We start from the raw sequence: 14471 nt of genomic DNA, 5'->3' as shown, positions 1-14471 counted from the left end.
CAACTCCAGGAAACCAAGGAAGAATTCATTAATTAGCTAGGCTGACATTAAGGCAGGGGAATGGCAACCTGGCTAAGCAGTGTATGCGTGTCAGGCAGCCTTACTAAACATGGATCCTTGCAAATGCTGCCTCGCAAGGATTGGTGCGGCTGAGTGGACTCGAACCACCACGGTGTCTCCACCACAGGTACCTGAAACCTGCGCGTCTACCAATTCCGCCACAGCCGCGACGATCAAGGCTCCGAGCAAAGGCTCGGAGGGTAGGTCCTTCTTTCACTCCATCGACCCCGGCTCTGTCAAACCCTTTTTGCGGGGTTGGAACAAAACCTGTACCGAGGCAAATGCTTGGTGCGGCTGAGAGGATTTGAACCTCCACGGGGTCTCCCCCACAGCGACCTCAACGCTGCGCGTCTACCAGTTCCGCCACAGCCGCACGCTCATTTTTCATCAACCGGCAAGCCGTTCGATGGTGGCGCCTAATTAGCGATCTTGGCGCCAAAGTACAAGAGCAAGAAAAGCTTTTTTGCATCCGGAAAGGAGTGTCTGGCTGCATCTCCCTTCAGATGCTATTCAAACATCATGAAGAACATCCTTCTCTATCTTGTCCTGGGCTTCATACTGGTTCTGGCCTGCATTGGCGGCATAACCACATGGAGCAATCTGGGAGACGTGAGCTTGGGCGCCCACGGGTGGATCGCGCTTTCAGGCGGTGTTATCCTGACGCTCCTAGTTGGCGGCGGTCTCATGGCTCTGGTGTTCTACAGCAATCGCAGCGGGCATGATACGCGTCATCATGAACAGGCGCGCGAGAACAATCCCGAACCCGAGCCGGAACCGGATGGCAAGCGCCACAACGACTAGTAGCGCCAAGTCTATAATCTCCAGGGTCAAGCAAACCTGACAGAGCGCCCCGCGTTGCGCGAAGATCCGTTATGCAAGCTTGTGTGGGCTCAGGCAATTGCAGACAAGCGGCTACCTCTCTAGCAATAGGAGGCGCAAAAGGGTTCCTAAACCACTATAACAAGGCAGTTGACTGCCTCATTACGGGAAAGACCGATCGTCAACCCAAACACACCAGCCATCGGAAGGCTTCGCCGCGTCGTTCTCAGCGCTGCTGGCCTTTCCTGCGTACTGGCAACCGTGGCGGATGGTCTCTTCAACCTAGCCAACGCCGAAACCCTGGCGGCTATCTCCTTCTTGGTTTTTGTAGTGACGGCCTTGCCCGGCAGTCGCAAAGCCCCGTACATCTATATTGTTGCCAGCGGTTGCCTGATTGCCTTTGGCTGGCTGCAGGATCAGGACTTTTGGACCTGGGCCATTGAAGCTGGAGCGCGCGGAGCACTTATTGCCTCGCTGTTTGCTGTCATGGCCCTGCTGAGTGCCGTGGCCGAGTATTCCCGACTGATCGCGAACTGCGGAGATGTCATTGTTCATCAGCCGCCAGGGCGGCGATACATCGTGCTTTCCGCCGGCGGCCATCTGATTTCCCTGCTCCTCAGCATCGGAGCCATGAGCCTGCTGGGAGAACTGGTTCATCGAGCCCTGGCATCACATGAGGATAAAGGCACTCCGGAGGAAATTGAGCGACGCCGCCTCATCCGGAGGCGGCGCATGATTACGGCGGTCCAACGCGGCTTCGCCACAATCTCCATCTGGTCCCCGCTTTCGGTTTCCTTCGCCGTGGTCATGGCAAGCTTGCCGCAAACCGATACCACAGCTTTCATCCTGGCCGGCTTTGGCTTGGCCATGCTGACCTTGCTTTGGGGCTGGGTCCTGGACCGCCTGACCAGTCCTCGCCCTCGGCCCGGTTCCCGGCCCGGCGCACCTAAAGAAGGGCGCTGGATCGATTTCCTGCCCCTACTGGGTCTTGTTGCAGCGATTTTCATTATGGCCTTCGGCCTATCAGAAATCTTCAACTCCGCAATCATCGTGGGCGTTATCTCTTCTATTCCCTTCCTGGCTCTGGCCTGGCTTATACGACAGTCGCGCGCCAAAACCCATATATCCTTGAAACGGCAAGAAGATCCCGAGCACTCCCATAATTATACGCTCAGTACCCTGCACCGCTATCTGGCCCGCATCCTGCCAAGTCAGCGGTCCGAGATCGGCGTCAGCGGCAACACGGCTGCACTAGGCGTGCTCTTGGCTTTTGCCATTCCAAACGACTGGCTCGTAAGTGTTGTCGATCTGCTGCCTCGCCCCCTCACTCTGTCCGCTTCGATCTGGCTGGTGATCCTCATGGGACAGTTAGGACTGAATCCCATTATCACGACGACTCTTATCGGTACGGCCCTGGCCGAAACCACACTGCCTGGCGCCAGCACCCTGCCCGCCGCCCTGGCCCTGTCATCCGGCTGGTGCATGGCCGTTGCCAGTTCCCCTTTTACCGCAGGAGTACTGGTCGCCGCACGCTATGGAAACGTTGGCCCCTGGGTCATTGGACATCGCTGGAATCTATTGTTCTGGATTACGGCTGGCACTGGTCTTGGCCTGATCGTCGGGGTGCTGGAGATGGCCATAAATGGGAACACTCCATAAAGCGAAACAAGGGATAGGAGGCAGTAGCATGAAAATCGCCATACTTGGCGCAGGTGCCATGGGATCCATTTACGGAGCATTGTTGGCCCGCAATGGAAACGATATCTGGCTTATCGATAGATGGGCTGAGCATATGGATGCTGTGCGTAACTCCGGGTTGCGGGTCTCCGGCGCCACAGGCAACTGGATTGCGCACCCACAGGCGACAACGACGACAGCAGAGGTTGGCCCCTGTGATCTCGTGATAGTCGCCACGAAAACGCGCGACCTGGCCTCGGCCCTGGAGGTTATTGATCCCTTGCTGGACGACGATACGGCGGTGCTTTGCGTGCAGAATGGTCTCAATGCACCGCGCATCGCTGAAGAAATGGTTGGACGCGACCGTGTGCTTCTGGGGATTGCAGGGGGATTTGGAGCTTCCATTCCAGCGCCTGGGTATGTCGATCACACCGGCTGGGAGATCGTGCGCGTAGCGGCGCGGAATTCAGAGAAGTTCGCATTGGCCCAAAAGGTGGCCGAAGTCTGGAGGGACGCAGATTTCAATGCCGAAGCAGCTCCCGACGCAGATCACATGATCTGGACCAAACTGGTCTGCAATTCCGCTTACAGTGCTGTCTGTTGCGTGACGGGCCTACTAATAGGTGAAGTCGCCGAAGACCCCCATGCCCGGCAGATCTCGGCTGCCTGCGCAGAGGAAGCCTGGCAGGTTGCGCAGGCTTCGGGCGTGAAACTCGACTTTGACGACCCGGCTGAATATGTGCGCGCCTTCGGCCGCAAGATTCCCGGTGCCCGCCCCTCCATGCTTCTGGACCGTCTGGCAGGTAAGCCCAGCGAAGTGGACGATATCAATGGCTCTGTCGTTGAGGAAGGCAAGCGCCTAGGCGTTGCCACGCCTGTGAATGCGACCCTGGTAAACAGCATCCATGCCATGGAAACACATGACCTTCGTCCGTCCCGCCAGGTTAAACAGCCCGTATTCCAGGGCTGAAGGCACGACCTGATATGCGCGGGCTCGGCGTGATAGCTGGAACCATTGGGGTCCAGACCATCAGCACCATGGCAACAATGATCCTTCCTGCCATCGCGCCCCTGGCCGCACGCGCACTGGATGTGGATGCTGCCCTGATTGGGCTGCAGGTCAGTCTCGTCTATGGCATTGCCATGATCGCAAGCCTGTACGGAGGTCCGATGGTGCGAAGTCTCGGTGCCTGCCGCACCAGCCAGATTGGCCTTCTATTGGTAACTTTGGGCTGCCTTGCTGCTTTCCTGGCAACCATTCCCTCCTTTACCCTGCCTGCCTTGGCTATTGCCTCTATTCTGCTGGGCATGGCCTACGGTTTGCCGAACCCTGCAGCGGCACACCTGCTGATGCGTTTTACGGATCCGGAAAAACGCAACATGATTTTCTCCCTCAAACAGACTGGAGTCCCACTGGGGGGCATGCTGGCCGGTCTGATCGGACCTGGCATGGCCGAGTGGATGGGCTGGCAGGCGCCCGTCCTTCTCAGTGCTCTGCTGGCATTTGTCCTGGCTGTCGCACTCCAGCCCTGGCGCAGCTCATGGGACAGCGACCGAGCAAGCACGGGCAAGGCCCCCAAACTGCCTGTCGAGGCCATCCGCCTGGTCTTCGGACAACCCGCCTTGCGCCTGCTATCGCTCTCTGCCTTCCTGCTTGCGGGCATTCAACTCTGTATCGTTACCTTTCTGGTCGTAATCCTGGTCGAGGATTTGGGGTTCAGCCCGATTCTTGCCGGTATCCTGCTGGCTTCGGTGCAGGTGACAGGTGCCATCGGCCGCATCGGTTGGGGTATGCTGGCAGACCGCATCGGAAATGGGGCCGGAACCCTGTTGATCCTGCTGACCATACTGGCCGTAACGGCCCTTGCCGTAACCCAGATCACGCTAGACACGCCAATCAGCCTAACGACAGGTATCTTCCTGCTGCTAGGCGCAACGGGGATCAGCTGGAACGGAATTTTCCTGGCAGAGGTTGCCCGGCGCGCTCCGGAAGGACGCGCCGGGGACGTGACCTCTGCCGCCCTCTTTCTGACCTACATGGGTGTGCTGGTTGGGCCTGCACTTTTCTCGGCTGCTGGCCGCCAACTCGACAGTTTCCTGCCCCTGTATGGTGCGCTCGCCTGTGCCGCCGTCCTCGCCCTCGCAATGGTCCACTCCGCTCAACGGAGAGGCGCGGGAAAGAACTGAGCTACCGTCCTTGTGCTGCTTGAGGCAGGCTGATCCCTATCCATTCATCATGGACCGCAGCAGACTTTTCCCGGCCGCACATCATGCACGGCTGACGAACCAAACGTTCATTGGGTCATGCGGCAGGACATGGCGCTGAACTTCGCGGAATCCGGCAGCTTTCAACATCGCTTCTGCGGTTTCCCACCCCCACATGGTGCCCAGCCCCTTGCCACCCTGCCCCAGCGAGACCGGCATGCAGTGCACACAGGAAACCGCATAGAGCAGCGAGGCCATCGGAAAATCCAGGTTATTCTCCAACCGGGCCGATCCGCCAATGTCCTGCATCAGGTAGATACCGCCAGGTTTGAGCGCATCATGCAGGCTCTGGATCAGGGCTTGCGGATCTTTCTGGTCGTGCACAGCATCGAAGGAAGTGATGAAGTCAAATCTGTTCTTTTCGTCATACCCTGTCAGGTCGCGAACTTCGAAGCGAATGTTCGCCAACCCCTCTTGCTCCACTACGAAGCTGGCATGGTCAATGGCATCCGGGCAGAGGTCGTAGCCCAGGAAACGACTGCGGGGGAACTGTCTTGCCATGGCGATCAGGGCCGAGCCGCGGCCACAGCCGGCATCCAAGACGTCGATTCCTTCTTCCAGGCGCGCGTCCACACCTTCGGCCAGCGGCAGAATCGTATCGAACAGCTGCCCCGTAACGGTCTGGTTGCTGTCCTCTGCCATGATCTGATGAAAGCAGGGGTAATCCCCATAGACCGCACCTTCACCGCTGTGGAACCTGTCTAGGATTTCCTCCTGCATTGCGCCCATGATGGCCACATGCTGCCCATAGACCGCCAGATTGCCCAGAATTGCATCCCGCGTCAGGCAAGCGGCATGCTCTGGTGGCAGGTGATAGTACTGGATTTTGGTATCATAGGCTACCAAGCCGCCGGTCACCATGACCGCCAACCATTCGCGAACATAGCGTTCGGCCAGGCCGGCACGTTCTGCGATTACCGCGCTGCTTGTTGGCGGCAAGCCGGCCATGACATCGAACAGGCTGGCGCGATGACCAATCGAGATCATGACGGACACAGCCCCTGCGTTGAGCAGGCCCATGACCTGTTCGGCAAAAGCCTCTGCCTGCGCCTGGTCCGGTGCAATGGAGTGAAGTTCTGCGGAAGACATTCTCTTTCCTTTCGTTTCATGAAGACAGCGCGTGACATACGCCCGATGTCCTCCATGCACGAGGGGCTCAATGGACAGGAACAGGGCCTTTGTGCCACTATTTTCCATGCATGCGCGCAAGACTCTTCCACCGCTGAGCGTCAGTCTTCTGGCTCTGCCGGAGACGACACCAACTGTCCTCTACAGCCTCTATGAGGTCTTTCTATCGGTGGGTGTCACCTGGAGCGAACTGACAGGCGAGCGAAATGACGTGCGACGCATGGCGCCCCGGATCGTGGCCGCCACGAAAGAACCCTTCACCTCTGCCATTGGCCTACCGGTTACTCCTCAGGCAACGCTCGACGAGATTGGCGTGAGCGACCTTGTCGTCGTGACAGATCTGGTGATCCCGCCAGGACAGTCACCCATGGGTCGCTGGCCGCTGGAAACGGCGTGGGTCCGAGATCAGTTCCGGAATGATGCCATGGTGACTTCCGTATGTACTGGTTCCCTCTTCCTAGCCGAGAGCGGCCTTCTGGACGGGCAACCGGCAACCACGCACTGGAGTGCCGTGGAAACATTTCGCGCGTGCTATCCCGACGTAGGACTGACGGCCGAACGCATTCTCTGCCCGGCTGGCACGGAACATCGCCTCGTCACCAGTGGAGGGGCGGCTGCCTGGGAGGATCTGGCACTCTACCTGATCGCACGCTTCTGCGGTGAGGCAGAAGCCTTGCATATCGCCAAGATTTTCCTTTTTGGCGACCGCAGCGAAGGTCAACTCTCCTATGCGGCAATGACCCAGCCACGCAAGCATTCGGATGCCGTGATTGCCCACTGCCAATCCTGGATCGCGCAGAACTATGCGGAATCACATCCCGTCAGCTGCATGATTGAACGTTCCGGTTTGGCACAGCGCACCTTCAAGCGCCGCTTCCAGGCGGCCACAGGCTATTCTCCGGTAGACTACGTTCAGGCCCTGCGGATCGAAGAGGCAAAGCAGTTACTGGAGACCGGCAACCTCTCAACCGAGGAAGTTGCACACGCTGTTGGGTATGAAGATCCCGTCTATTTTCGCCGCCTCTTCAAGCGGCGAACTTGTACAACGCCGGCCAGATATCGGAAACGATTCCAAAGGCTTGTACGCGGTAATGGTTCTGCCTGATATGATTTAAAGATTTTTATTGATTTTTTCCTTAAATTGCATGCTACTAATAACTGTATAGTTATTATCTCGCTATGAAAAGCTGTTCAGGGCTGCGCCATGGACCCCTTCTTGAGCTATGATCTCTATTTCACGGCGCAGGCCTGGATACTCGCGCTCTTTGTGCTGGCCGCCCTGATCCAGTTGATTTCAGCCATCGATGATCTCATGATGGACCTGATGGCACTGGCCTGCAAAGCAGGCTTGAAGCCTGCAGAGAATTGCCGCAGGTACAACCTGCACAAGCTTCTTTCCCAGAGCACCTCTGAAAAACCCCTGGCGATAATGATGCCGGCCTGGAAGGAAGCGCCGGTTATCCGGAAGTCCGTGACCCGGCTCTTGAGTGTTGTTTCCTATCGCAACTACAAGATCTTCATCGGTTGTTATCCCAACGATTCCGATACTGTCAGTGAAGCCATAGATCTGGCTGAGACATATCCGAATGTGGAGATGATTCTCCTCCCGCATGATGGGGGGACGAACAAGGCTGACTGCCTGAACCATATTTACAGCGCCATAAAGTCCCGTGCCACCGTGGTTGAGCAGCCTTTCGAGGCCTTCATCCTGCAGGATGCAGAAGACGTTGTGCACCCTTATGCATTTCGCGTCTGCAATTACTTTCTGGATCAGTATGACGTTGTGCAGTTGCCAGTCGTTGCCTTGCCACGCAGCTGGTTCGACCTGACCACCGGGCACTACCAGGATGAATTCGCTGAAATGCACGCCAAGGAGCTGGTTGCTCGCGCCGCGTTCAGCGGGCTGGTGCCAGGTGCAGGAGTGGGAACGGCTTATGCGGCCGCCACCTTGTCTCGACTTGGCGACGAAGTGGACATTTTCCGCAATGGCGCTCTGACAGAGGACTACGACCTCTCTTTCAGGCTGCACCAGGCCGGAGCCCGCTTTTGCTTCCCGCGTGTATACGACAGGCAACGGAAAGGCATTGGTACACGTCACGACCTTGTGGCCACACGAGAATACTTCCCCGACAGTTTTTACCGCGCGGTACGCCAGAAATCCCGATGGACCATCGGCATAGGATTGCAGGGCTGGTCACAACTTGGTTGGACAGGTTCCTTCTGGCTTCGCCATCAGCTTTGGCGAGATCGCAAGGCACTTCTCTGCGCTCATGCAGCACCTGCCTCATACGCCGCTCTGCTTCTCCTGCTATGGCAAAAGCACATGGAAACGCAACTTGGCTATACGCCGCATGCGTTTCTCCCTTCCAGTCAGTTCATCTGGATACTGCTCCTCTCCAACCTGGGCCTGATGATCTATCGGCTTGTGTTGCGCGGCTATTGGACCTGGAGCCTCTATGGTTGGGGGGCCTTGGTCACACTTCCCCTGCGCTATGGCTGGAGTGTAGCCATCAACTACTCCGCACTGCTTTGGGCCAATGGGCAGTACTGGTGGTCTCGCCTTCGGGGCAAGCCCCTCACCTGGGTCAAGACAGATCACAACTTTCCGGATGAATCGGTCCTGAAAGACAAGCCTCCACCACCCCGACCTGGAAAGAAGCAGCCATGAAAACCATGACTGTGGCATTCGCGTCTGCCGTGGGCAGAAGTCTGTTACTTGGCTTTATCCTGCTGGTTTTCTATGGACTGCTGACATTGGAGTTCAGCAAGGCGTCATCCCAGACGGAAACCAAGCGTTACCTGCGCATGCATGGCGCGGACGTCCAGGAAATGGAGCTGGAGACACGCCCTGGTGCCAATAGTGACGATAGTCTCCTACGGCACCTTTCCGGGCACCGCCCAGCCTCTTCACGATGGAAGGAGATGCTTTATCTTTACCAGGCAAAACGTACCGATGGCCTGGCAGAGACACTGCAGGAACAAGACCAGGCGCAGCTCATAGCAGCAAGCTATGAACATAATCCAGCCAATCCTCTTCTGCTCTACCGGAACCTTCTGCGTTCAATCGCCCATAAAGAAAACAGGACTGCTATAGAACAAAGCCAGCAGCTTTTGGCGATGGTGCCGCAATTCGGTCCCGCAGCCCGGATTTCGGCAAGACTGCTGTTGGAGACTGGCGACAGGAATCATCAGGTTGTCACCGATCTTTACCACCAATCTCTTTCAGCATGGCAAAGCTCCAAGGACTTCAACGACAGTCTACTGGAACTGTTCCGCATCCTGCGTTCACAGCAGAGGGAGAGCGATGTCGTCAGAATCCATGTTCAGGTACGTGATGAAGTTTTCCTGTCTCCAGCACATGAACTGGTCGTAGCCTACAGTCATCTGGCCCTCGGCCAGCGGGAACAGTCCCTTAAGCTCTTCAAGACTGTGGCACAGTCCGAGAGAACGGCAGACAAGACGGCTAGACAAGCCCTCTTCATGCAGGCCGTCATCCGCGAACAACAAGAGCGCTTCACAGACGCACTTCTGATCCTGACCGGCAGCACTGCGGAAGCACGTTTTCATTCAGCCTTGCCATACGAGCTCCATCGGAAAGCCAGCATGGTTGGCCACCTTGCGGGCAAGCTGGATGCCAAGGATGTTGCTCCAGCCTATTTCACCAAGGCAATGGGGATTCTGCCCGGACCTTCAAGTTCAGGGACACTTGTGACTTCGCTTGCCAGAAGAAATGAAGCCAACCGGGCATTGGAAATTCTGCTTTCGAGAACTGGCCGCCAGACCTGCTGGAAACAAGCCTCTGACATTCAAGACTGCATGGTGCAGCTTGTCTCCAGCCCGGCAGCAGAGGCTGCTCAACCGGCTTTCGAGCAGCTTCTGCTGTCCCCTGAAGGACGCAAGCAACTCCTCGATATTGCCCATGGGTTGCGACGCAGCAATGATTTCCAGACAGCCCTGTCCCTTTACGATCAACTGGCCACCACAGCTCCAAATCGTGAAGAACGCCGCGCCCATCTACAGGATAAGGCTGTAACCCATGCGCAGGCTGGCCAACACGACAGTGCTGCACGTTCCTATCTTGAGGCGCACCAGATTTCACCCGATGAACAAAGCTGGATGAAAGCCCTTCGGGCCAGTCACCGTATTCGGGATTGGAAGGCACTTGAAAACCTCTTTGCGCAGGAATCAAAACCACACAAAGTTTCGCAACAGATCCAGGCGTTGGCCTGCAGAACCCAGGCCGAACTTGGAAAACTCGACTCTGCCTTTGCCTGTTATCACGGCTTTGCAAAACAGAACCCTCGCGCCGATCGCCTTATTCGCGAAGGTGTAAGTCTTGCTGACCGACATGAGCGTCCGGAAACGGCAATATCTCTGCTAGAGCTTATCAAGGTACGGAAGAGTCCGGAGGAACTGCTGGATCTTGGCTATAGGTATGCCGCCATCAAGTTCACCGAGAAGGCCGAGACCAACTTTCAACTGTCCTATCAGAGAGGTCACCTTGCCGAAGCCGGCCTAGCTTTCGCCCTGTCGGCACTGAAACGCGGTCGTATTGCCCTTGCGGACTTCTACCTGCAGGAAATCCAGGATGCGCGCTCTCTGTCACGAACGGACCAAAGGCTTGTCAATGCCAGTCTTGCGCATATCCACGCCGAAAGCGAAAACCACCGCAAGGCCGCCCAATACTGGCAAGAAGCGCTCGCTTATGGCGACAGCCCAGAATTCAGGGTCAAGCTTTCCAACTCACTTCTGCAAGTTGGAGAATTCGAAGATAGCTGGAAGAACCTGGAACTTGTTGCATCAAACGAGATTACTGGACGGTTCAGTGGACTTTACCATGACCTGCATGCCGAGCATGCGCTTCACAGAGGCCATAAGAAGCTGGGGCTGATTCATCGCAAATACGCCCTCGACGTTGACCCCACAGCAGCACGCTATCTTTCACTGGTAACAGCACTGAAACAGGCGGGAGAGCTCGATGAAGCTCTCCATTATCTCGGCAAGGCCGAAAAAGCTTTTCCGGAGAAAACCGACTTCAAGGTTGAGCAGGCCTATTTGCACAGCCAACAGAAGAACGATGAGGAGGCCGCCAAACTCCTTTACGAGGCCCTCGAACAAGACCCCGATTATCCCGGTGCCAGAGCAAACCTGGCCTTTACCTATCTGCGCCTCGGTCACACGGAGCAGGCAGGCAAAGCTTTCCGCCGCGCCATGGATGAAGGAAACTACGCCGTCATTTCGACGAAGGATGCTGACGGGGCTTCGCCTCGAAACGTACTGCAGAACCAGCACAGGGAATTGGACCGCCCCTACTCTCTAAGCCTTACGAACAGTTTCTGTTTTCCCAAAGGTATGGCCTGCCAACGGCTTCTCAATCCGTTCGGCGACAGTCACGATCTTTCCTACGGACAGCTAGCCATGAGTTGGCGTCCCATGGGCGGGGGCTCCCTGCATCGCTGGTCTCATCTAGTCGAACTCACGGCACGCCTGTTCTGGAGCAACGCCCCGGGCTTCAACATGATGAATTCGGAATCCGCCCAGGCGGCATTGGGCCTCCGGGCCTATCCTTTCCGGGGCAGGAATTATTGGCTGGGAGCAGAACGGATACTGCCAATCGGTGACTCCGCAATAAGCGGTTGGCTGCTCCGGGTCGGCTTCTCCGAAAGCTTGGGTGACAACTGGAAGCGCCCGGACCATCCTTTCCGATTCTACGCGCACACGCATAGCGAAGCTTCACGCCTTTTCTCCAAGGACGATCAGACATCAGCCTTTTCTGAGGGACGGGCCGGCCTGGCCTGGCAGCCAAACCGGAAACTCATGTTTCTCCCTTTCGGTTATGTCCGGGGCGGCGGACAGATCACGCAATCCTCTGAACGGCGCCGTGAGGAATATGAACGGGATAACACACGCACTGTTGTCCTTTACCCTGATACGACCGGCGACGTTTGGATCGAAGGCGGTATGGGGCTGTCTGCGCGTTGGCGTTTCAATCATGACCGCTACAATGGCTATCTTTCGCAGGGCAAAACACTTCTGCGCCTGGGCCGCGACCTCCACACCACCTGGAGTGATCCCGCAACCCGATTCTCGCTGCTTTTCCAGGTCAGCTTCTGATGAAGGGCATATCCAGTTTCCTCTTGCTCTGCATCGTTGGTTTCAACGCATGCATGGCCCACGCCCATGACTGCCCTCCCTTCTTTCGGGAAACCTTCCTGCAACCGACCACAAGCCAATCAGAGTGGGATGAAACACGCTGGAACAAGCTCTTCCATGACTGGCGCCGCCTTGGCATTGAACGCATCGTCCTGCAGTGGTCGCGCTATGGAGATATCAGTTTTCACGCTGCCCCTGTACCAAAAGGGCCGGAAACACTGGTTGGCAGACTCTTCAAGGCTGCGGAAAACAATGACATCAAACTTGTCCTCGGGTTGAAGTATGATCCGAATTTCTGGGAACGGATCTCAGGTGGGCCGCATCATCGATCCGTCTACTTCGAGCAACGCAACGTCGAGCGGCGCCTTCTGCTGGATGAACTTTCCGAGCTGTCAAAGCAGGACAGCTTTGAGGGATGGTACATAGCGGACGAGATCGACGACCTGAACTGGCGCGGAGAGGCGCGGCAGGAACAACTGATCGCATACCTCTCTCGTGCCTACAGACAGATCAGGCAGCATTCTGATGCACCGATCAGCATCTCGGCTTTCTCCAACGGCAAAATGCCAAGTGGACAGTGGGGACACTTCTGGAAGAAAGTTCTCGATACCAGCGGTATCGAGAAACTCTACTTTCAAGATGGACTGGGTGTAGAGAAACTCAATCGCGAGGAACTGACCCTCTACCTTGAGGCGCTCAAGTCTACGCTGTCAGCAAGCCAAAAGAAGCTTGCAGTCATCTCTGAACTGTTCCGAACAAAGGGAGACTCGGGCTTTCAATCAGCAGAGTGGGGTTGGATTAAAGACAATCTCTCGCTGGTTCGGGAAAACGATCTTGAGGCCTCTGCCTTTGCCTTTCATCCCTACCTCGACCCCAAGGAAGGGGACGCGGCAAAACAGCTGTATGAGCAATACCGAAAAGCGCAATGGCTCTGTACTGACGCCAGGCCGCAGCTGGATTCCGCTGATCTCAGGGAATCTCCTCGGGAAGTCCGACAGCCTGGAGCAGACCTTTCTGGCGCCGATCCAGAGCTGAAGAATCAAAATCCTGAATGATTTCATGGAATAACTGATACCAGTTGATCTCGGCATTCAAGTGCATGAAAACCGATCCCAAGCCAATGGCGGCACGATCCATCAGGACGAATTCCCGTGGTGGCTTCACACCACCCAGCCGGCGCAATTCCTTGTGTACCTGTCCGACTGTTTCCGCACCCTTGGCTCCACCGGGATCATCCAGGATTGTCTGGGTTCTATCCTCCAACAGCGGTCTGTAGACGAATCTAGCCCAGATGTTCAGCGCCTCCAGAAGATCGGGGCGATCCCCCACGTCCTGGAAACCCCAGGTCTGATAGGCAGAAATCGCCAGATCCCGGTCGTTGTCATGCAGGGCATGATAGAGATCGATAACCCCCTTCACGAAGGAAGCATCGAAGACACGGATGCATCCGAAATCCAGCAGGTTGATGCTGCCGTCCTCGCGAACCGTGTAGTTGCCCAGGTGCGGGTCCCCATGGATTACGCCATAGTAATAGAAGGGCGTGTACCAGGCGCGAAACATGTTGTAGGCAACCTTGTTGCGCAGTTCCTGGTCTTGATGTGTCCCGATGAAATCCATCAGGGACTGCCCTTCGAGCCAGGTCATGGTCAGCAGGCGCCGGGTTGTCAGGTCCAGCAGCGGCTCCGGCACATGGACGGTCTTTTCTTCCGCCAGCATGCGCCGATAGAGTTCCATGTGCTTGGCTTCGCGCTCGTAATCCAATTCCTCGCGCAAGCGCGCCGTCAGTTCGTGATAGATATCCGAGGTATCAATGGCCTTGTCATACTGACGATAGACGCGAAAGGCCCATTTCAGTTGGGCCACATCCGCTTCCACGGCCGAGGCCATGTCCGGATACTGTAACTTGCAGGCCAGCTGGCGCCCATCCTTCTCGGCGCGATGCACCTGTCCAAGCGAGGCGGCCGCCGCCGCTTCCTTCCCGAAACTGTCGAAGCGCTTCTGCCAGTCAGCACCCAGTTCTGTGCGCATACGCCGGCGTACGAAGGGCCAGCCCATGGGAGGTGCATGGGACTGCAGCTGTCGCAGTTCCTCGGCATACTCGCGTGGCAGCGCTTCAGGTATGGTCGCCAGGATCTGCGCTGCCTTCATGAGCGGACCTTTCAGGCCGCCCAACGCAGTCTTGAGGCCTTCGGAATGCTGCTGGCGATCGAGCGGCCGCTTGAAGACCCGTGCACCAGCCAACTGGGCGGCCAGCATACCCACTTCCCCGCCGACCTGGGCATAGCGCCGCCATCGCCGGGAAAAGCGAGGGTCCTCGTCCTCGAAAGACTTGTCGTCTTCCTCATATGTCATATCAGGGAAGCTTCCGT

10 protein-coding genes and 2 tRNA genes are annotated in these 14471 nt (G+C 56.8%); 8 read left to right on the top strand and 4 right to left on the bottom strand.

Annotation, left to right across the window (positions count from 1 at the left end):
* Positions 1–141: 141 nt before the first annotated feature.
* Positions 142–228 (bottom strand) — tRNA-Leu (locus G502_RS0101460).
* A 118-nt stretch (positions 229–346) separates the two neighbouring features.
* Positions 347–433 (bottom strand) — tRNA-Leu (locus G502_RS0101455).
* Between the two features lie 146 nt (positions 434–579).
* Between G502_RS0101455 and G502_RS18130 the strand changes: the two genes are divergently transcribed.
* The 4 genes from G502_RS18130 to G502_RS18125 all read left to right on the top strand — a co-directional run bounded on the left by G502_RS18130 (position 580) and on the right by G502_RS18125 (position 4743).
* Complete coding sequence (locus G502_RS18130; protein ID WP_211217783.1) at positions 580–861, top strand: hypothetical protein; 282 nt, start codon at positions 580–582, stop codon at positions 859–861.
* Between the two features lie 279 nt (positions 862–1140).
* Positions 1141–2538, top strand: a complete 1398-nt coding sequence (locus G502_RS0101445) for a hypothetical protein (protein ID WP_022726883.1) — start codon at positions 1141–1143, stop codon at positions 2536–2538.
* A gap of 28 nt (positions 2539–2566) precedes the next feature.
* Complete coding sequence (locus tag G502_RS0101440; protein ID WP_022726882.1) at positions 2567–3526, top strand: ketopantoate reductase family protein; 960 nt, start codon at positions 2567–2569, stop codon at positions 3524–3526.
* 14 nt (positions 3527–3540) lie between these two features.
* Positions 3541–4743 (top strand): MFS transporter, encoded by a 1203-nt coding sequence (locus G502_RS18125; protein WP_022726881.1) that lies wholly within the window; start codon positions 3541–3543, stop codon positions 4741–4743.
* Positions 4744–4824: 81 nt separating this feature from the next.
* Here G502_RS18125 and G502_RS0101430 read toward each other — a convergent pair whose 3' ends face one another.
* The gene (locus G502_RS0101430) at positions 4825–5910 is read right to left on the bottom strand and encodes a class I SAM-dependent methyltransferase (protein ID WP_026988942.1); all 1086 of its coding nucleotides are present in this window, start codon (positions 5908–5910) and stop codon (positions 4825–4827) included.
* A gap of 91 nt (positions 5911–6001) precedes the next feature.
* Between G502_RS0101430 and G502_RS0101425 the strand changes: the two genes are divergently transcribed.
* The 4 genes from G502_RS0101425 (at position 6002) to G502_RS0101410 (ending at position 13157) form a co-directional block, all read left to right on the top strand.
* Positions 6002–7054 (top strand): GlxA family transcriptional regulator, encoded by a 1053-nt coding sequence (locus G502_RS0101425; protein WP_211217782.1) that lies wholly within the window; start codon positions 6002–6004, stop codon positions 7052–7054.
* 99 nt (positions 7055–7153) lie between these two features.
* Positions 7154–8617, top strand: a complete 1464-nt coding sequence (locus G502_RS18120; protein WP_022726878.1) for a glycosyltransferase — start codon at positions 7154–7156, stop codon at positions 8615–8617.
* Positions 8614–12063: a tetratricopeptide repeat protein gene (locus G502_RS0101415; protein WP_022726877.1), complete on the top strand. Its 3450-nt coding sequence runs from the start codon at positions 8614–8616 to the stop codon at positions 12061–12063. The genes G502_RS18120 and G502_RS0101415 overlap by 4 nt, the downstream gene beginning before the upstream one ends.
* A complete protein-coding gene (locus tag G502_RS0101410) occupies positions 12063–13157 on the top strand; it encodes a DUF4434 domain-containing protein (protein WP_022726876.1) in 1095 nt (364 codons plus the stop codon). The genes G502_RS0101415 and G502_RS0101410 overlap by 1 nt, the downstream gene beginning before the upstream one ends.
* Here G502_RS0101410 and G502_RS0101405 read toward each other — a convergent pair.
* Entirely contained in the window at positions 13072–14454 is a 1383-nt protein-coding gene (locus G502_RS0101405) for an ABC1 kinase family protein (RefSeq protein WP_022726875.1), read from the bottom strand. The two genes, G502_RS0101410 and G502_RS0101405, sit on opposite strands and share 86 nt — an antisense overlap.
* Positions 14455–14471 lie beyond the last annotated feature (17 nt).

Source organism: Fodinicurvata sediminis DSM 21159 (assembly GCF_000420625.1).
GTDB classification, from domain to species: Bacteria; Pseudomonadota; Alphaproteobacteria; order Kiloniellales; family DSM-21159; genus Fodinicurvata; species Fodinicurvata sediminis.
This window is presented reverse-complemented; position numbering and strand designations above follow the sequence as displayed.

Bases quoted from the DNA above. Each gene is read 5' to 3' on its own strand.
- G502_RS18130 (WP_211217783.1), top strand. From the start codon at position 580: ATGAAGAACATCCTTCTCTATCTTGTCCTGGGCTTCATACTGGTTCTG.
- G502_RS0101440 (WP_022726882.1), top strand. From the start codon at position 2,567: ATGAAAATCGCCATACTTGGCGCAGGTGCCATGGGATCCATTTACGGA.
- G502_RS18125 (WP_022726881.1), top strand. From the start codon at position 3,541: ATGCGCGGGCTCGGCGTGATAGCTGGAACCATTGGGGTCCAGACCATC.
- G502_RS0101430 (WP_026988942.1), bottom strand. From the start codon at position 5,910: ATGTCTTCCGCAGAACTTCACTCCATTGCACCGGACCAGGCGCAGGCA.
- G502_RS18120 (WP_022726878.1), top strand. From the start codon at position 7,154: ATGGACCCCTTCTTGAGCTATGATCTCTATTTCACGGCGCAGGCCTGG.
- G502_RS0101415 (WP_022726877.1), top strand. From the start codon at position 8,614: ATGAAAACCATGACTGTGGCATTCGCGTCTGCCGTGGGCAGAAGTCTG.
- G502_RS0101410 (WP_022726876.1), top strand. From the start codon at position 12,063: ATGAAGGGCATATCCAGTTTCCTCTTGCTCTGCATCGTTGGTTTCAAC.
- G502_RS0101405 (WP_022726875.1), bottom strand. From the start codon at position 14,454: ATGACATATGAGGAAGACGACAAGTCTTTCGAGGACGAGGACCCTCGC.